Source organism: Rathayibacter oskolensis (genome assembly GCF_900177245.1).
In the GTDB taxonomy this organism is placed as follows: Bacteria; Actinomycetota; Actinomycetes; order Actinomycetales; family Microbacteriaceae; genus Rathayibacter; species Rathayibacter oskolensis.
Genome location: NZ_FXBM01000002.1, coordinates 1 through 17,281 on the forward strand (window position 1 = coordinate 1; position 17,281 = coordinate 17,281).

A 17,281-nucleotide genomic window follows, 5' to 3' on the forward strand; every position below is an offset into this window, starting at 1 on the left:
TCAGCGCCGATGGTACTGCAGGGGGGACCCTGTGGGAGAGTAGGACACCGCCGGACACCATTCACGATGGCCACCCAGACACTGGGTGGCCATCGCTGTTTAACCACCCGGTTCGTTAGGGTGGTCGCACCGCGTGCTCCGGCACGCACTCCCCGTCTCCCGGACGGGTCAACTCCACAGAGCATCACCACGACAGCGAGGTACGCATGGACGACTCAGCTCCCGACCGCAAGGACCGCGGATCGGACAAGCGCGACCAGCGCCCGCCCCGGGCAGGCGGCTCCGGCCGCTCGTCCGCTCCTCGTGATGATGCTCGACAGGGTCGAGGGCCCGATCGCGACGGAGCAGGACGCCCCCGTCGGGAGGGCGACTCCCGTCCCCGGTCAGACGGCGACTCCCGTCCCCGACGCGACGGCGATTCGCGTCCACGTGCCGACGGTGACGCACGACCTCGCCGCGAGGGAGAGTCACGCCCTCGGCGGGAGGGCGACGACCGCCCCCGCACCGACGGTGACTCCCGGCCGCGTCGTGACGGAGACTCGCGACCGCGGAGGGAGGGCGACTTCCGTCCGCGGACAGATGGCGACTCCCGTCCCCGCCGTGACGGCGATTCCGGCCCGCGGCGGGAGGGTGGCTTCCGTCCTCGGACCGATGGCGACTCGCGTCCTCGCCGTGACGGCGACTCCGGCCCGCGGCGCGAGGGTGGCTTCCGTCCTCGGACGGATGGCGACTCGCGTCCTCGCCGTGACGGCGACTCGGGACCGCGGCGTGAGGGTGGCTTCCGTCCTCGGACCGACGGTGACGCCCGTCCCCGACGCGACGGCGACTCCCGGCCGCGCACGGACGGCGACTCGAGGCCGCGCCGCGACGGCGACTCCCGCCCGCAGCGCGGCGCCGACGCACGTGGCGCGCGCGACAGCGGTGCACGCAGCTGGTCGGACGACCGCCGCGGAGGCGGCGACCGAGCCGGCGGTGCCGGTCGCGGACGCGACGGCTTCGCCGGGCGCGGCGCTCCTCGAGAGGAGCCCGAGATCTCGGAGGAGGAGCGCGAGCGGCGCTCGCTCCAGTCGGTGCGACCCCGCCACGACGATCCCGAGCTGCCCGACGACGTGCAGGCGAAGGACCTCGACCGGGTCGCGCGCAACGAGCTCCGGACACTCACTAAAGAGAACGCCGAGTGGGTCGCCATGCATCTGGTGATGGCGGGACGCCTCCTCGAGGAGGACCCCGAGCTCGCGCACCGTCACGTGCTCTCGGCTGCTCGTCGCGCGGGGCGGATCGCGATCGTCCGCGAGTCCCTCGCGATCTCGGCCTACGCCATCGGCGACTACGCGTTGGCGCTGCGGGAGCTGCGCACCTACCGCCGCATCTCGGGCTCCGACGAGCAGGTTCCGCTGATGGTGGACAGCGAGCGCGGCGTCGGTCGCCCCGATCGGGCGCTCGAGCTCGGGCGCTCGATCGACCGCACTGCTCTGAGCCCCGGGGCCCAGGTGTCGCTCGCGATCGCGATGTCGGGCGCGCGTCTCGACCTCGATCAGACCGAGCTCGCCCTCATGGAGCTCGAGATCCCGCAGCTCGATCCGGATCGCGCCTTCTCGTACAGCCCGGCGCTGTTCGCCGCCTACGCGCTCGTGCTCGACGAGCTCGGCCGGACGGCGGAGGCCGCCGAGTGGCAGCGTCGCGCCGACATCGCCGAGCGGGCGGTCTTCGCCGCCGAGGGTGGGGGCGACGACGAGACGATCGAGGTCGTCGAGGAGGAGGGCGTCGCTCTCGACCCCGCCGTCGACGAGCCCACCGCCTCCGACGCACCCGTCCCCGAGGAGCCCGCCGCGCCCGAGGACTCCGTCGAAGCCGACGAGCCCGTCTCCGAAGCGGACGAGCCCGTCTCCGAAGCGGACGAGCCCGTCTCCCATGCAGACGAGCCCGCCGCAGCCGACGCGCCCGACGCCGCCGACACCGCAGACGAGCCCGCCGCGGCCGACGCGTCCGACACCGCCGACACCGACGAGGAGGGCTCCGATGTTCCGAAGCTCGAAGACTGACCCCACGCCGCTCGACGGGCGCGATGCCGTCCTCGCCGATCTCGACGGCGTCGTCTACAAGGGTGCCGACGCGATCCCCTATGCCGTGGAGAGCCTGAACCGAGCCGCCGAGACGCTGCGCGTCGGATACATCACGAACAACGCCTCCCGCACCGACGCCTCGGTCGCGGCGCATCTCTCCGACCTCGGTCTCACCGTGCGTCCGGAGGACGTCGTCACGTCGCCCCAGGCCGCGGTCGTGCTGCTCGCCGATCTGGTGCCGGCCGGTTCGACGGTGCTCGTCGTGGGCGGCGAGGGACTGACCACGGAGGTCGAGCGCGCGGGCTTCGTCGTCACGCGCAGCGCCGAGGAGTCGCCCGCTGCGGTCATCCAGGGGTTCGCCCAGACCGTCGGCTGGGAGCAGCTGGCCGAGGCGTCGTTCGCCCTGCACACCGGCATCCCGTGGGTCGCGACCAACACCGACTGGACCATCCCTGTCGCCCGCGGCATCGCGCCCGGCAACGGCACGCTCGTCTCGGCGGTGCACACCGCGGTCGGCCGCCTCCCCGTCGTCGCGGGAAAGCCCGAGCGGGCGATCTTCGACGCGGCGACCGCGCGCTTCGGATCCTCGAACGCGCTGTTCCTCGGCGACCGTCTCGACACCGACATCGCCGGGGCGAACGCGGCAGGCATGGCCGGCGCACACGTGCTCACCGGCATCGACCGCGCCAAGCAGCTTCTCGCGGCCGAGGCGAAGCTGCGTCCGCAGTACATCCTCGGCGACCTCCGTGAGCTGCACCTGCCCTACCCGGAGACGACGGTCTCGAAGAACGGCACCCACGCGGTGCGCTCGGCGAAGGTGCGTCTCGAGGGCGACTCCGTCGTCATCGTCAGCGCCGGCGACGACCCGACCGATCTCCTCCGTGCCGCGTGCTCGGTGATCTGGAGTTCGGGGCGGGCCATCTACGGGCTCGACGTGCCGGAGTCGCTCTACAGCTGATCCCTGAGGGCGGGCTCCTCCACGCCCTCGCGGCGGAGGAGCCCGCTGAGACGGCCGGCGAGCAGCACCGCGCCGAGTGCGACGAGGGCTCCGTAGGCGAAGGTGGCGCCGAAGACCGCCGCCCCGCCTCCGACCAGCCCGGTGACGCCTGCGGCGAGCAGCCCGGTCAGCGCGAGTGACACCGATCCGCCCGTCGAATCGGCGATCTGCAGGGCGGAGCTGTTGAAGCCCTCGCGTCCCGGGGCCGACAGGGCGAGCGTCAGCGTCCCCATGCGCGGGAACATCGCACCCATCCCGCCTCCCGCGAGGAACCAGCCGACCCCGGCGACGATCGGCGAGAGCGCGAGGACGACGGTGGCCAGGACGACGAGGATCCCGCTCAGCAGGAGCGCCGTGCCCAGGCGCATTGCCGCGCCGTGCGACAGCCGGGTGCCCGGGCGGCCCTGCAGATTCGAGCCGAGGGCCCACGACACCGCACCGGCCGTGAGGGTCGCGCCCGAGAGCCAGGGCGGCAGGCCGTACTGCTCGCTCAGGAGCAGCGGGAGGTAGACCTCCGTGCCGAAGAACGCGGCGGCGACGAGCGCTCGGAGCAGCATCGTCGACGGCAGCACGCCGCGCGCCAGGAGCGTCCCCGCGGGCAGGAGCGCCCGGACCGCCAGGACGACCACCACGATCGCGGCCGCGGCGAGGAGCCAGGCGGCGTCGGGGGCGATCTCGGCGCTCGCACTCAGCACGACGACTCCGGCCGCGACGACGATCGCGCGGAGGACCCGGGCGACGGCACCGCGGTCGAACGGGCGCTGCTCCCGCGGCTCGAGCGCTCGGAGGGTCGGCGCGATGACCGCGCTCGCGACGCCCACCAGGACCACGACTCCCAGGAAGACCCAGTGCCAGCTCACCAGCTCGGCCACGAGGCCCGCGGCGAACGGGCCGATCAGCGAGGGGACGACCCACGCCGCGGCGAACGCGCCGAAGATCCGCGGATGCAGGTCGGCGGGGAAGACGCGGGCGACGAGCACGTAGAGGGTGACGGTGATGCCTCCGCTGCCGAGGCCCTGCAGCAGCCGGGCGGCCACGAAGACCTCCATCGTGCTCGCCGTGCCGGCCGCGATCAGCCCGAGGGTGAAGAGCGCGATCGCCGTGACGAGGGCCGGAGTCGGGCCTCGCCGGTCGGCCGAGGACCCGGCCGTCACCATCCCGACGACGGCCGCGGCGAGTGTCGCGGCGAACGCGAGCGGGTAGAGCGCGCGCCCGTCGAGATCGGCGCTGACGATCGGCATGATCGTCGTCACGGCGAGGGCCTCGAAGGCGCAGAGGAACACGAGGCTCGTCGTGCCCACGGTGGTCAGGAGGAAGGGTGCCGAGGTGAGTCCGCGGCGATCGACGGAACGCACTCTCGCAAGACTACGCCGGAGAAATCGGACGGCACCTCAGCGGTAGACCGCCCAGTCGTCCTTGGTGAGGACGGTCGGTGTCCCGTCGATCTCGACGAGCCAGCCGGCGTCGTCGCGCTGCAGATAGCGGCCCTGCACGATCTCGGGCGCCCAGCCGCCGTCTCTCGACGAGATCCAGCGGACGAAGCGGACGGTGCCTCCGGGGCGGAACAGGGTGCCGTTGTGGTCGCTCATGCAGTGCTCCTCCGGGGGCGATCGCGAGGGAAGCCCCCGTCGCGGCTGAAGAGGGCAGGCGCCCGACCGCTCCGATCGACCCTACGGAGTGGTTCAGCCGGTTAGCCAGTTGAGGACATCGGCCGTGTCTGTGTGCTAGACGTCGCGCCCGTCGCGCAGAGAAGTGGTTCGATGGCTGGGGCGAGCACCCGCTCGGGGCGCCCGCCGACCCCCAGGAAGGCGCGACGCCGTGGATGCCCGACCCGATCTGTTCGCACTGCTCACGCGCCTGCGCTCCGCCGAGCGCGACTACGACGCGCGGGTCGAGCGACGCCTCGGCATCGGCACCTCCGACCTGGCCGCGCTCCGCCTGATCGGCATGGGCGCCGACCGCGACGAGATCGTCCGCGGCGTCGACCTCGCCGGCGCACTCACGATCACGACGGCCGCCGTGTCGCTCCTGGTCGACCGCCTGGTCAGGGCGGGCTACGTCGATCGCGTGCCCGACCCCTCAGACGGTCGGGGCCGCATCCTCTGCCTCACCGAGAGCGCGCAGCACGCGATCGCCGAGACGGACGCGCCGACCTACGGCGCCATCCGCACGATCGCCGAGGCGATCCCCGACGCCGTCGCCGTCAGTTTCGGGGCGCTGCTCGACGAGGTGAGCCGGGTCCTGGAGGGGCAGCCGCCGGCTCTCGCGCCCGAGGCCTGAGCCTCAGCGGGTCAGGCGCTCGATCAGCTCCCGGTAGCGCGCAGCGGTCCGCTCCACGATCTCGTGCGGGAGGCGGGGCGGTGTCCCGCGCCCGTCCCAGTTGTCCGACAGCCAGTCGCGGACGATCTGCTTGTCGAAGGAGCGGCCACGGATCCCCGCGTCGTAGGCCTCCGCGTCCCAGTAGCGCGACGAGTCGCTCGTGAGCACCTCGTCGCCGAGAGTGACGACTCCCGACGCCGGCTCGACGCCGAACTCGAACTTCGTGTCGGCGAGGATCACGCCCCGCGCGAGGGCGATCGTCGCCGCCTCCCGGTAGACGTGCAGGGAGAGGGTGCGCAGCGCCTCCGCCGCCTCGTCGCCCACGAGCTCGACCGTGCGCTCGAACGTGATGTTCTCGTCGTGCTCGCCCTGCGGTGCCTTCCAGGCCGGCGTGTAGATCGGCTCGGGCAGGCGGTCGCCGTCGGCCAGGCCCTCGGGGAGGGCGACGCCGCAGACGGCACCCGTCGAGCGGTACTCCTTCCAGCCGCTGCCCGAGAGGTAGCCGCGGACGACGCACTCGATCGGGAACATGTCGAGGGTGCGCACGAGCATCGCGCGGCCGCGCACCGCCTCCGGGATCTCGCCGGGAAGCAGGTGGTTGGGGACGTCGGCGAGCTGCCCGAACCACCACAGGGACAGCTCGGTGAGCAGCTCGCCCTTGCCGGGGATACCGGGCTCGAGGATGCTGTCGTAGGCGCTCACGCGATCGCTCGCGACCACGAGCATGCGGTCGGCGCCGAGGACGGGATCGGCGTCGTCGGGCGTGTAGAGATCGCGGACCTTGCCGGAGTAGGCGTGCTGCCAGCCGGGCAGGGGCGTCTCGGGGTCGAAGGTCGGGGCGTCGTGAGTCACCCGGCCATTGTCCCCTGTCGGCTCCGGTGGATGCGCGTCCTCCCGAGGTGCCGAGCTGTCAAGCACGCGCGGGGCCGGCCCTGTCGCGCCTACCGTCGGAGCATGACTTCCGAGATTCCGAACGACCAGAACACCGCGAAAGACCAGTACACCTTCGAGGACCCGACGAAGATGTTCGCCGACATCGACACCGAGGAGCAGTACCAGAAGGGCTCCGGCCTGGACTCGAAGATGAAGGACCGCGCCGACCGCGGCGAGGACACCTACCGCGGCTCCGGCCGTCTCGCCGGGCGCAAGGCGCTCATCACCGGAGGCGACTCCGGCATCGGCGCGGCCGTCGCCATCGCCTACGCCCGCGAAGGCGCGGACGTCGCCCTCGTCTACCTCCCCGAGGAGGAGTCGGACGCGCAGGAGATCGTCGCCCTGATCGAGGAGGCCGGCCGCACCGCCGTCGCCATCCCCGGCGACCTCACCGACCACGACTTCACCGTCGGCGCTGTCGCCACGGCGGTCGAGGGCCTCGGCGGGCTCGACATCGTCGTGAACAACGCGGGCAAGCAGCAGTTCGTCGAGGACCTCCTCGAGCTCTCGGACGAGCAGTTCGACGAGACCTTCAAGACGAACGTGTACGCGATGTTCTGGCTGATCAAGGCGGCCCTGCCGCACCTCGCCCCGGGCTCCACGATCATCAGCACCTCGTCGATCCAGGCCTACGCGCCGTCGCCGACGCTGGTCGACTACGCCTCCACCAAGGCGACGATCAACACCTTCTCGAAGGCGCTCTCGCAGCAGCTCGCCCCCAAGGGCATCCGCGTGAACGTCGTCGCGCCCGGCCCGATCTGGACGCCGCTGCAGACCGCGGGCGGCCAGCCGCCCGAGAAGCTGCCCGAGGTCGGCTCCGAGACGCCGCTCGGCCGCTGGGGTCAGCCCTCCGAGCTCGCGTCGGCCTACGTGTTCCTCGCGTCGCCCGAGTCGAGCTACGTGATCGGCGAGACGCTGCACGTCAACGGCGGCATGCCGACGCCGTAACACTCGGCGACTCAGAGAATCCCGGCAGTGCGCGGGAGGCCCGGAGATCCGGTCTCCTCCGCCCACTGCCGGGGTTCTCGCATTTAGTTGTCGTAACAATGGGTCCGGAGATACCGATCTGCGAAAGGCTTTCCCCATGACCGAATCCCTGCCGATCCTCGACCTGTCCCGCCTCGACCAGGGGGAGGAGGAGGCCGCCGCCTTCCGCCGCGACCTCCGCGAGACTACCCACGACGTGGGCTTCTTCTACCTCGTCGGCCACGGCGTGCCGCAGGACCTGCTCGACGACGTCGTCGCGGTGTCGCGACGGTTCTTCGAGCTCCCGGAGGCGGACAAGCTCGCCATCGAGAACACCCTCAGCCCTCAGTTCCGCGGCTACACCCGCTTCGGAGCCGAGCTGACGAACGGCGACATCGACTACCGCGAGCAGGTCGACATCGGCATCGACCGCGACGTCGTCGAGCAGGGGCCCGAGGTGCCCGACTACCAGCGCCTCGAGGGCCCGAACCTCTGGCCCGAGGCGCTGCCGGAGTTCCGCACGCTGTTCGAGCGCTGGCACGCGGAGCTCGCCGCGGTCGCGATCCGACTGCTGCGCACCTGGGCGGTGGCTCTCGACGCTCCCGCCGACGTCTTCGACGAGGCGTTCGCCGAGAAGCCGTTCTCGCTGGTCAAGGTCGTCCGCTACCCGGGCACCTCCGACCCCGAGCCCAAGCAGGGCGTCGGCGCGCACCGCGACGGCGGCGTGCTGACGCTGCTGCTCGTCGAGGAGGGCAAGGGCGGTCTGCAGGTCGAGCACGACGGCCAGTGGATCGAGGCGCCGGCGATGCCCGGTGCGTTCGTCGTCAACATCGGCGAGATGCTCGAGCTGGCGACGGGCGGCTACCTCAAGGCGACGCTGCACCGCGTGATCTCGCCGCTGATCGGCACCGACCGCATCTCGATCCCGTTCTTCTTCAACCCCTCGCTCGACTCGACGATGCCCTCGCTGCCCCTGCCCGAGGAGCTGAAGTCGGGGCTGTCGGTCGACCCGACCAACAGCCCGATCCTCGAGACGTACGGCGAGAACGCGCTGCGCTACCGCCTCCGCGCGCACCCGAACGTCGCCGAGGTGCACCACGCCGACCTGCTGGCGCCGACGAGCTGACCGGCACGGGAAGGGCCCCCGCCTCCGCGATGAGCGGAGGACGGGGGCCCTTCTCAGGGAGGCGCCGGCGCCGCCTGCCTGCCCGAGCGGCGAGCGCGCCGATCTCGACGCGCCCGCCACTCGATCAGCAGGTGGCCGCCGCGGAGGGCACCGTCGCCGTGAAGGCCGGCTGGCCGACGGCCGACCCGGTCACGGTCACGGTGCCGGCCGGAGTCGACTTCAGGCGCGTCGTGAACGCGGCCGAGGCCGAGGATCCGGGGGCGACCGAGGTGAACGACTTCGAGCCGAAGGCGGACTCGACGGTGACGTCCGCCGCGACGGTGTCGTTGTTCTTGACGGTCACCGTGAGGACGACCTTGCCGGCGACGCAGCGCGTCGAGACCACCGGAGCGAGATCGAGCGTGTCGAGCGACACCGCGGCCGAGGCCGACGTGTTCACGAGCGCGTCGGCGTAGCCGTTGTAGGTCGCGGTGACGCTGCCGACACCGGCGGGAACGGTGGCGCTCGCCGAGCCGCCCGCGAGCGGGACGGTGCTCGACCAGGTGCCTCCGGCGAAGGTGACGGTTCCGACGACCTCGCCCTGATCGGCCGCGGCGACCGTCGCGGTCACGGTGCGGCCGTCGGCGGTGACCGTGGTCGTGGAGTCGACGGCGGCGATCCCCGTCCAGTCCTTCATCGCGGTGAGGACGGTCTGCGGGACGCTCACGAACGCTCCGTGGCGGGGGCTGGCCGGCAGACCGCCCTTGGTCGAGACGGTCCAGTCGGCCGACTTCGAGAGGCGCGCGTTCTGCGTGCTCCCCGCGATCGCCGCGCCGCTGGTGACGAAGGCCTTGTAGCCGCCGCTGCCGTAGTTGTCGACGAGGAACGCGTAGCCGTCGCCGTTCGCGGTGGTGTCGTTCGGGTCGCCCGCGTTGAGCTTGATGATCTCGGGCCCCTCACCCGCCTGGCCGGTCTCGAGCGAGGTCATGTTCGTGTCGGTCAGCTGCCACGTCGTCGTCGGGTCGGCGTTCCAGTTCGACGAGGTCGTCGGCGCGGTCAGCACCGTCGACTTCTCGAGGAAGATGTCCTTGCCGGCCTCGAGGGTGCCTGCGGCGCCGCCCTCCTCGTTCTTGGTGAAGCGGTAGTAGTAGTCGCCGATCTTCGTCACCGTCGAGTCGATCCGCGCGTAGCCCGTGTCCTGCCAGGTGGTCGGCGGGTAGGTGAAGGTGCGGAAGTCGCGGGTGATCACCGAGAAGACGCGGGAGTAGAGCTTGTCGGTGTTGGTCTTCGTCGCGTCGGAGTAGAGGCGGGACGAGAAGAAGACGACGTACGACTGCAGGGCGTCGTCCCAGTACGCCTCCGGGGCCCAGGTCATGCCCGCGGCGGGCTGGTTGACCGTGATGCCGGTGTCGACGCCGTTGGTGCGGTCCCAGTGGACCAGGTCGGTCGACTCCCAGACCTCGATCTTGAGGCTGCCGTTCGACTGGGCGGGGCCCCATCCGGTGCCGCACGAGATGCAGAGGTCGGTGGCGACCATGTAGTACTTGTCGCCGTTGTGCGAGCGGAGGATGAACGGGTCGCGCAGCCCCTTCGTGTCGGTGGTGGAGGTGATCACGGCCTTGCCGCCGTTCACCGGCGAGAAGGTGAAGAAGTCGTTGCCCGCCGTCGCCGCCTGGTAGATCTTCTCGTCGCCGTCCGACCTGAAGTACGCCGAGGCGTAGCCCGCGTCGGGTGCCGTGCGGCCGAGCTCGGCGATCGTGAGGGTGAAGGTCCGCGACTCCGAGACTCCGTTGAGCGTCGCCTTCGCGGTGAGGGTGACCGTCTTGTCGCCTGAGCCGTAGGCGGGGCGGGTGACGACTCCGCCGCCCCGGTACGGGTCGGCCGCGCCGACCGCCGGAGCGGTGTAGCCGGTGTTCGTCGGGGTGACGAGCGCCGGGTCGGAGGAGGTCCAGGTGATGGCGGTGCCGTTCTCGGCGCCCGTCACCACGAGGGGCAGGTTCTCGGTGGTGCGGCTCGCGAGGGCGAGGGCGTCGAGGTCGTCGTTGATCGTCGGAGCGAGCACGATCACGTCGAAGGTCAGCGTGCTGCCGACGCTCGTGGTGGCGGTGAGCGTGACCGGGGTGTCCTGCGCGAGGGTGCGCGAGACGACTCCGGTGGTCGAGACCACGGCGGGGTTCGACGACGACCAGGTGAGGGAGACGCCGCTGCTCGTCGCGGGCAGCGTCAGGTTCGACGAGACCCGATCGAGCGACGGGTTGCCGGCGAGGAGCACGGGGAGGACGTCGGAGCGCAGCAGTGCCGAGGTCGCGGCGGACTTGGCGGCCGCGGTCGGCATGCTCGAGCCGACCTGGTCGGCGGTGAGCGCGGTGTCCCAGAACTTGACGTCGGTGACGTCGGCGGTGAGCAGGGCGTCGCCGGTGTAGAGGGAGCGGCCGAGGTAGCCGAGCGTCGAGCCGGACGGGATGATGCTCGCCATCGACTTGCTCGCCGTGACGGTCGAGATCTGCGTGCCGTCGCGGTAGAGGGTGAGCGTCGTGCTCGAACCGGTGCCGGAGCCGACCAGCGTGAGCGTCGTGAAGCCGGGGTTGAGGCCGCCGCCGGCGGGCAGGCGCGTCTCGCCGTTGCCGCTGTCCTTCACGCGGATGCCGGAGAGCACCTGGTTGCTGTAGCCGCCCTCCGAGCTGCGCGGGTTCACGAAGACGTGGTTGCCCAGCTGCGTGGTGTTCCAGGCGCCGACTCCGTCGCCGATCACCCAGCCGAACTGGTTGGCGGCGGTCTGCGTCTTGACGGTGTACTCGACGGCGAAGGAGTTGTCGGTGCCGGTGACGAGGCCCTTCGGCAGCGCCGCGTAGCCGTTGCCCCTGAACCGCGCGACCTGGTCGCCTCCGGCGTCGGCGAACGAGGTGTCGGTGAGGCCGGTCAGGGTGGCGTTGCGCCCGTTGCCCGAGATGTCGAGCAGGCTCGAGCTGGCGTGCGACATGTCGTAGTGCGCGGTGGGTGCGGGCACGTCGGCGGCCTGAGCGGCGACCGGGACGAGGGCGCCTGAGAGGGCGACGCTCGTGCACGCGAGTGCGGAGAGGAGGAGGGAGCGTGCGCGCCTGGGCGCGGCGGCAGAGGGCTCCGGGGAGCGTCGTCTCATCGTCGAGACCTTTCCGGTCGAGGAGGTGCTGGGCCGCCGAGAGGACCTGCTGGCGGCTGGTGTTCACGTTAACATGGGCCCCGTTGCGGGGCTAGGGCCGAATCCGACGACCCGGCTCAGAGCCAGAGCACGACATGCCGCCCGGCGACCCGCTCGACGGCGACCGGCGTGTCGTAGAGCGCCTCGAGGTGGGGTGCCGTCACCACCTCCGCCACCGACCCGTGGTGGACGACCCGCCCGTCGCGGATCGCGACGATCTCGTCGGCGAACTGCGCCGCGACGTTGATGTCGTGCAGGACGACCACGACGGTCGTGCCCCGCTCGTCGACGAGGCGGCGCAGCAGCTTCATCAGCACGACGCCGTGGCGCGGGTCGAGGTTGTTGAGGGGCTCGTCGAGGAGGAGGTGGTCGGTGTCCTGCGCCAGCGCCATCGCGACGAAGGCGCGTTGACGCTGGCCTCCCGAGAGCTCGTCGAGGAAGCGGCCGCGCACCTCCGAGAGATCGAGCGCCGCGATCGCCGCGTCGACCAGCGCGCGGTCCTCGGGCGAGGTGCCCCGGCCTCCGTGCGGGAAACGGCCGTAGGCCACCAGCTCCTCGACGCTCAGGCGGATCGCGAGGTGATTGTCCTGGCGGAGGATCGCGAGGCGGGTCGCGATTTCGCGGGAGCGGGTCGTCGCGACGTCGAGACCGTCGACGGTGACGACTCCCTCGTCGGCTCTCACGAGACGCCCCATCGCGGCCAGCAGCGTCGACTTGCCGGAGCCGTTCGGCCCGATGATCGCGGTGAGACCGGCTCCGATCGCGAGGTCCACGCCGTCGACGGCGACCAGGGAGCCGTGCCTCTTGGTGAGGGAGGTGGTCTGGATCATGTCAGCGGGCCCTTCCGGTCAGGACGAGGAGGAGGAAGAGGAGGCCGCCGACGAACTCGATCACGACGGGCAGCTCGGTGCCGAAACCGAGCACTCGGTCGAGGATCAGCTGCCCTCCGACGAGCGCGACGACGCCGACCAGCACCGCGGCGGGGATGCTGCGCAGATGGCGGTGCCCGACGACTCCGTAGGCGACGTTCGCGACGATCAGCCCGAAGAAGGCGACGGGGCCGACGAGCGCGGTCGAGGCCGCGACCATGACAGCGATCGCGAGGACCACGTGCATCACCGTGCGTCGGTGCTCGACTCCGAGCGACACCGCGGTCGCCTCGCCGAGCGCGAGCACGTCGAGCGAGCGCCGGATCGGCCACAGTGCCGCGATCGCCGCGACGACCAGCACGCCGGTCGGCAGCAGGAGCTCGCGGTCGACCGAGGTGAAGCTCGCGAAGGTCAGGTTCTGCACGATCGCGAAGGTGTCGGGGTCGAGGAGGCGCTGCAGGAACCCCGTCGCGGAGCGCAGCAGCACGCCCAGCACGAGTCCGGCCAGCACGATCACGTGCAGATCGAGTCTGCGCCGCACGAACAGCCAGGAGTAGAGCGCGACGACGACGCCGGTCATCAGCACCAGCTCGACCAGCCAGGTCACCAGCGCGGGCGCCGCGACCAGCAGCGCCGGGCCGATCGCGAAGGCGGTCACCACCTGGATCATCAGGAACACCGCGTCGAAACCCATGATCCCGGGCGTCAGGATGCGGTTGGCGGTGATGGTCTGGAAGAGCACGGTCGCGACTCCGATGGCGGAGGCGGCGATCGCCATCCCCAGCACGGTGCGGCCGCGGAGCCCCAGGGCGTACTCCCAGCGACCGGGGAGATCGGTGAGGAGGTAGAGGCCGACGACCGCGAGGGCGGCCGCGGCGAGCAGGAGGAGGCGGGTGCCGGGCGAGGCGAGGCGCAGGCTCACGGGACGGTCCTCCTGCGCGAGGGGCCGATCAGCAGGCGGAGGAACACGAGTCCGCCGACGATCCCCATCACCAGCGAGATCGGCAGCTCGAAGGGGAACCGGACGGTGCGCCCGATGATGTCGCAGGCGAGGACCAGGGCGGCGCCGAGCAGAGCGACCAGGGGCACGGAGCGGCGCATGCTGTCGCCGACCATCCGGCTCACCAGGTTGGGCACGATGAGGCCGAGGAAGGGCAGCGCCCCGGTGACCACGATCATGACCCCCGTGACCACGGCGATGACGACGACTCCGATCAGCATCACGGCGCGGGTGTCGAGCCCGAGGCCGCGGGCGGTGTCCTCGCCGAGGGCCGCCACGGTGAAGCGGTCGGCGACGATCCAGGCGACGGCCGCGGCGGCCGCCGCGACGTAGAGCATCTCGTAGCGTCCGCGGAGGATCCCCGAGAAGTCGCCGATGCCCCAGTTCAGCAGCTCCTGCTGCGTGTCGGTGCGGTAGGCGAGGAACGTGGTGGCGGCTCCGATCACCCCCGCGTAGAGGATCCCGACGACCGGCACGAGCACACTCGAGCGCGACGGGATGCGCCGCGCCAGGGCGAGGAAGCCGAGGACCCCGGCGAGAGCGCCGACCGACGCGAGGGCCGCCTTCGACCACATCGGCAGGTCGGGCGCGAGGAGGAGGATCGCGAGCAGCGCCAGGGTGGCAGCGTCGGTCGCGCCGGTGGTGCCCGGTTCGACGAGCCGGTTGCGGGTCAGCAGCTGCAGGATCAGGCCGATGACGGCGAAGGCGGACCCCGCGAGCAGCAGGGCGAGGGTGCGCGGCAGCCGGCTCTCGACGAGGACGAAGGCGTCGAGCTCAGCGACGCCGAGGAACAGCGAGAGCGTCGCGAGGGCGGCCACGAGGGCCGTCCCCGCGACGATCAGGGCGCGGGGCGTCACGGAGTCGGGATCGTTCCGCTCTCGAGGCGCGCTCAGGCCCGCATCGCGTCGTGCACCGACTCGAGCACGTTCTGCACGGCGGTGAGGCCGTTGATCACGATGTAGAGCTCGCTGGCGGGGAGGAGGACGATGGCGTCGTCCTGGGCGGCCGGCGTCTGCGCGACGAGGGCGTTGTCGAGGGTCTGCTCGGCCGTGCTGCCCTCGCCGGTGGCGGCACCGCGGTCGAAGGCGAAGATCCACTCCGGTGCCGCCGTGAGGATGAACTCGTTCGTGACGGTGTCACCGTGCGGCGACCCCTCGGCGCCGGGCAGCTCCGACGCCGGGACGGCCGGGGTGAATCCGAGTGCGTCGAAGAAGTAGCCGAAGCGCGAGCCCTCGCCGAAGGCGCCGTACTCGCCGCCCGAGACCGAGAGCACCAGGGCGGTGCCCGACGCCTCGCCGCTGATGGTCGAGACGAGCTCCTCGGTCTCGGCGGCCGCCTCCGCGACCTCGTCCTCGCGGTCGAAGATCTCACCGAGCTGGGTGGCGCGCTCGAGAGCCGCCGCGGGGTCGAAGGTGCCGGCGTAGCTCCCGGTCAGGTCGATCGTGGTGGCGATCTCGGACAGCTCGTCGTACTGTCCTGTGCTGCGCGCCGCGGTGACGATGAGATCGGGCTCGAGCTCGGCGACGGCCTCGAAGTCGGGCTCGAAGAGCGTGCCGACCGTGGGCAGATCGGCGTATTCGGAGAGGTACTCGGGCAGCGTCACGTCGGGGATCGCGACGACGGCGTCGCCGGCGCCGATCGTGTGCAGCGTGTCGAGAGTGGCGATGTCGAAGGTCACGACGGCGGAGGGGGACTGCGGCACCTCGACGGAGTCGCGCGCGACCGTGCGGTCCTCCTGCAGCGACTGCTCGCCGTTCTCGTCGACGAGCGTGAGCGTGGGCTTCGCGTTCTCGACGACGATCGTGGCGGCGCTGCTGGGAGCCGCGCCGGAGCCTCCGGACGAGCAGGCGGAGAGCAGGAGAGCCGCCGCGGCGAGGCCGGCGACGGACAGGGCTGTGTGGTTTCTCAGGATGCGGTTCACGAGGGCAGCCTAACCTAAGCCCAGAGAAGGGTCACCTAACTTCTCGGCGCGCGTCAGATCCCGGTGATCTGGAGGACCGCCGAGACGATTCCGCAGACCACTCCGATGCCGGTGAGCAGCAGGCCGGTCAGACGGAGGACGCGGAACGGCTCGCTCCGGCGGTGCAGGCGGATCCGGCTGGGCTCGTCCTCGCGGTAGTACACGGTGCGGCGGTCGGAGTCGCGCGGGGTCAGCGGGTCGTGCTCGGCGAGCGGCCGCGAGCCCACCTCGCCGGCGTCGCTGATCCAGTGCAGCGCTCGGGGCGGGCCGTCCTCGAGGTAGGCGGTGGTCGTGTGCCAGCGCCCGTCCGCGACCAGGGCGATCAGTGTCGCGGCGAGCACGAGGAGTCCGAGGGGGATGCTGACGAGGGAGAGGACCTCGAGGATCGTCGCCAGCATGCAGGGCTCCCCTCGACGCGTTCCGACCGAGGGTAGCGGGCTCGGGCGGCTGGAAGTCGAGAGAACGCTCAGCCGATGACGGGGGTCTCCTCGGGATAGCGGAACTGCAGGTTCCTCCGCCTGATCGCGAGGGCGGAGGCGAGGCCGATCGGTCCGATCCGTCCGGCGAACATCAGCGCGGCGAGGATGTACTTGCCCGCCGGAGTCAGCTGCTCGCTCAGCCCCACGCTGAGCCCGCAGGTCGCGAACGCCGAGATCACCTCGAAGAGGATGCGGTCGAGCGGTTCGTCGCTCACCAGCATGATCGCAGCGGTGCCGCCGAGCACGAGGGTGGCGCCGAGGAACGTGACGCTGATCGCCACGCGGAGGGCGCCCTGGGGCAGGGTGCGGCCGAAGACCATGACGTCGCGGTCGCCCTTCGCCTCCGCGACGATCGCGAGGAAGAGGATCGCGATCGTCGTGACCTTGATGCCTCCCGCGGTGGAGGCGGAGCCCCCGCCGACGAACATCAGAGCGTCGGTCGCGAGGAGGGTCACCGACTCCGACGCCGCCGGGTCGACGAGGGAGAACCCGCCCGAGCGCATCATGACCGACGCGAAGAGGGCGTGGAAGAGCTTCTCGCCCGTGGACATCCCGCCGATCGTGTCAGGGTTGCCCCACTCCAGCAGGCCCCAGATCAGTGCGCCGACCAGCATCAGCGCCGTGGTGACGGTGAGCGTGAGCTTCGCGTGCAGCGACCAGCGGCGCCAGTGATGGCGGCTCAGCATCAGCACGAGGAACACCGGGAAGCCGAAGCTCCCGACGAACACCCCGATCATGATCGGCACGAGGATCCACAGGTCTCCGTCGAAGGCGGCGAGCCCGCCCTCGTTCGCCGCGAACCCGGCGTTGTTGAACGCCGAGACGGAGTAGAAGACGGCGTGCCAGGCGCCGAGCGGCACCGACTCCTCGGCGAGGATGAAGGCGGGCATCAGGACGGCCGCGAGGGCGCCCTCGATCACAAGGGTCGTCAGCACGACGATCCTCAGAAGCGACTGCACTTCGCCGAGCTTGTTCGTGCCGATGCCCTGCTGCGCGAAGATCCGCGAGCGGACCCCGAAGCTGCGGGTCACCGCCCGCGAGAGCAGAAGTGCGATGGTCACGATCCCCAGGCCGCCGATCTGGATGGCGAGGAGGATGACGAACTGCCCGAAGAAGGACCAGTGCGTCGCGGTGTCGAGCGAGACGAGTCCGGTCACGGTCACGGCGGAGAACGCCGTGAACAGCGCGTCGTGGAAGGGCGTCATCCTGCCGTCGGCGGCCGAGATCGGCAGGGCGAGCAGTGCGGTGAAGAGCACGGCGACGGCGAAGAAGACGGCCAGCGCGAGCACAGCCGGCGAGATCCGCGAGAGCGGGCTCACAGCCATAGCGGCATCCGTCGGCTTCCGGTTCAGGCTGCCGTTCCTCATGGTCGGACTCCGTCAGCCCGTCGCGCCGACGCGCGCTCCGGAGCC

At 71.4% G+C, this 17,281-nt stretch carries 15 protein-coding genes; 5 read left to right on the forward strand and 10 right to left on the reverse strand.

Annotated elements, in window-relative coordinates:
• Nucleotides 1-1,070: 1,070 nt before the first annotated feature.
• Together B9Y99_RS09165 and B9Y99_RS09170 are read left to right on the forward strand one after the other, a co-directional pair.
• Entirely contained in the window at nucleotides 1,071-2,042 is a 972-nt protein-coding gene (locus B9Y99_RS09165) for a hypothetical protein (RefSeq protein ID WP_085476334.1), read from the forward strand.
• Nucleotides 2,020-3,021 carry an HAD-IIA family hydrolase gene (locus tag B9Y99_RS09170; RefSeq protein WP_085476335.1) on the forward strand — a complete coding sequence of 334 codons (1,002 nt, stop codon included), beginning with the start codon at nucleotides 2,020-2,022 and terminating at the stop codon, nucleotides 3,019-3,021. Before B9Y99_RS09165 ends, B9Y99_RS09170 begins: the two co-directional genes overlap by 23 nt.
• On the opposite strand, the gene B9Y99_RS09175 is transcribed toward B9Y99_RS09170, so the two are convergent.
• Both B9Y99_RS09175 and B9Y99_RS09180 read right to left on the reverse strand, forming a co-directional pair.
• Nucleotides 3,012-4,415, reverse strand: a complete 1,404-nt coding sequence (locus B9Y99_RS09175) for an MFS transporter (RefSeq protein WP_085476336.1) — start codon at nucleotides 4,413-4,415, stop codon at nucleotides 3,012-3,014. The genes B9Y99_RS09170 and B9Y99_RS09175 overlap by 10 nt on opposite strands.
• 36 nt (nucleotides 4,416-4,451) lie before the next feature.
• Nucleotides 4,452-4,649, reverse strand: a complete 198-nt coding sequence (locus B9Y99_RS09180; RefSeq protein WP_085476337.1) for a hypothetical protein — start codon at nucleotides 4,647-4,649, stop codon at nucleotides 4,452-4,454.
• Nucleotides 4,650-4,878: 229 nt separating this feature from the next.
• On the opposite strand from B9Y99_RS09180, the gene B9Y99_RS09185 reads away from it, so the two are divergent.
• Nucleotides 4,879-5,340, forward strand: a complete 462-nt coding sequence (locus B9Y99_RS09185; RefSeq protein ID WP_085476338.1) for a MarR family winged helix-turn-helix transcriptional regulator — start codon at nucleotides 4,879-4,881, stop codon at nucleotides 5,338-5,340.
• Between the two features lie 3 nt (nucleotides 5,341-5,343).
• On the opposite strand, the gene B9Y99_RS09190 is transcribed toward B9Y99_RS09185, so the two are convergent.
• Nucleotides 5,344-6,231 carry a phosphoribosylaminoimidazolesuccinocarboxamide synthase gene (locus B9Y99_RS09190; RefSeq protein WP_085476339.1) on the reverse strand — a complete coding sequence of 296 codons (888 nt, stop codon included), beginning with the start codon at nucleotides 6,229-6,231 and terminating at the stop codon, nucleotides 5,344-5,346.
• 102 nt (nucleotides 6,232-6,333) lie between these two features.
• Here B9Y99_RS09190 and B9Y99_RS09195 point away from each other — a divergent pair, with 102 nt between their 5' ends.
• Together B9Y99_RS09195 and B9Y99_RS09200 are read left to right on the forward strand one after the other, a co-directional pair.
• Nucleotides 6,334-7,260, forward strand: a complete 927-nt coding sequence (locus tag B9Y99_RS09195) for an SDR family oxidoreductase (RefSeq protein WP_085476340.1) — start codon at nucleotides 6,334-6,336, stop codon at nucleotides 7,258-7,260.
• Between the two features lie 136 nt (nucleotides 7,261-7,396).
• Nucleotides 7,397-8,404, forward strand: a complete 1,008-nt coding sequence (locus B9Y99_RS09200; protein WP_085476341.1) for an isopenicillin N synthase family dioxygenase — start codon at nucleotides 7,397-7,399, stop codon at nucleotides 8,402-8,404.
• A 124-nt stretch (nucleotides 8,405-8,528) separates the two neighbouring features.
• Here B9Y99_RS09200 and B9Y99_RS09205 read toward each other — a convergent pair whose 3' ends face one another.
• The 7 genes from B9Y99_RS09205 to B9Y99_RS09235 all read right to left on the reverse strand — a co-directional run bounded on the left by B9Y99_RS09205 (nucleotide 8,529) and on the right by B9Y99_RS09235 (nucleotide 17,194).
• Nucleotides 8,529-11,522, reverse strand: a complete 2,994-nt coding sequence (locus tag B9Y99_RS09205) for an immunoglobulin-like domain-containing protein (protein WP_085476342.1) — start codon at nucleotides 11,520-11,522, stop codon at nucleotides 8,529-8,531.
• Nucleotides 11,523-11,638: 116 nt separating this feature from the next.
• Complete coding sequence (locus tag B9Y99_RS09210) at nucleotides 11,639-12,391, reverse strand: iron ABC transporter ATP-binding protein (RefSeq protein WP_085476343.1); 753 nt, start codon at nucleotides 12,389-12,391, stop codon at nucleotides 11,639-11,641.
• A gap of 1 nt (nucleotide 12,392) precedes the next feature.
• Entirely contained in the window at nucleotides 12,393-13,352 is a 960-nt protein-coding gene (locus B9Y99_RS09215) for an iron chelate uptake ABC transporter family permease subunit (RefSeq protein ID WP_085476344.1), read from the reverse strand.
• Complete coding sequence (locus B9Y99_RS09220) at nucleotides 13,349-14,287, reverse strand: iron chelate uptake ABC transporter family permease subunit (protein ID WP_208856921.1); 939 nt, start codon at nucleotides 14,285-14,287, stop codon at nucleotides 13,349-13,351. The genes B9Y99_RS09215 and B9Y99_RS09220 overlap by 4 nt, the downstream gene beginning before the upstream one ends.
• Nucleotides 14,288-14,319: 32 nt before the next feature.
• A complete protein-coding gene (locus B9Y99_RS09225) occupies nucleotides 14,320-15,351 on the reverse strand; it encodes a siderophore ABC transporter substrate-binding protein (protein WP_085476345.1) in 1,032 nt (343 codons plus the stop codon).
• A gap of 53 nt (nucleotides 15,352-15,404) precedes the next feature.
• Nucleotides 15,405-15,788 carry a hypothetical protein gene (locus B9Y99_RS09230; protein ID WP_085476346.1) on the reverse strand — a complete coding sequence of 128 codons (384 nt, stop codon included), beginning with the start codon at nucleotides 15,786-15,788 and terminating at the stop codon, nucleotides 15,405-15,407.
• Nucleotides 15,789-15,856: 68 nt separating this feature from the next.
• Complete coding sequence (locus tag B9Y99_RS09235) at nucleotides 15,857-17,194, reverse strand: TrkH family potassium uptake protein (RefSeq protein ID WP_244274853.1); 1,338 nt, start codon at nucleotides 17,192-17,194, stop codon at nucleotides 15,857-15,859.
• Nucleotides 17,195-17,281: the final 87 nt, after the last annotated feature.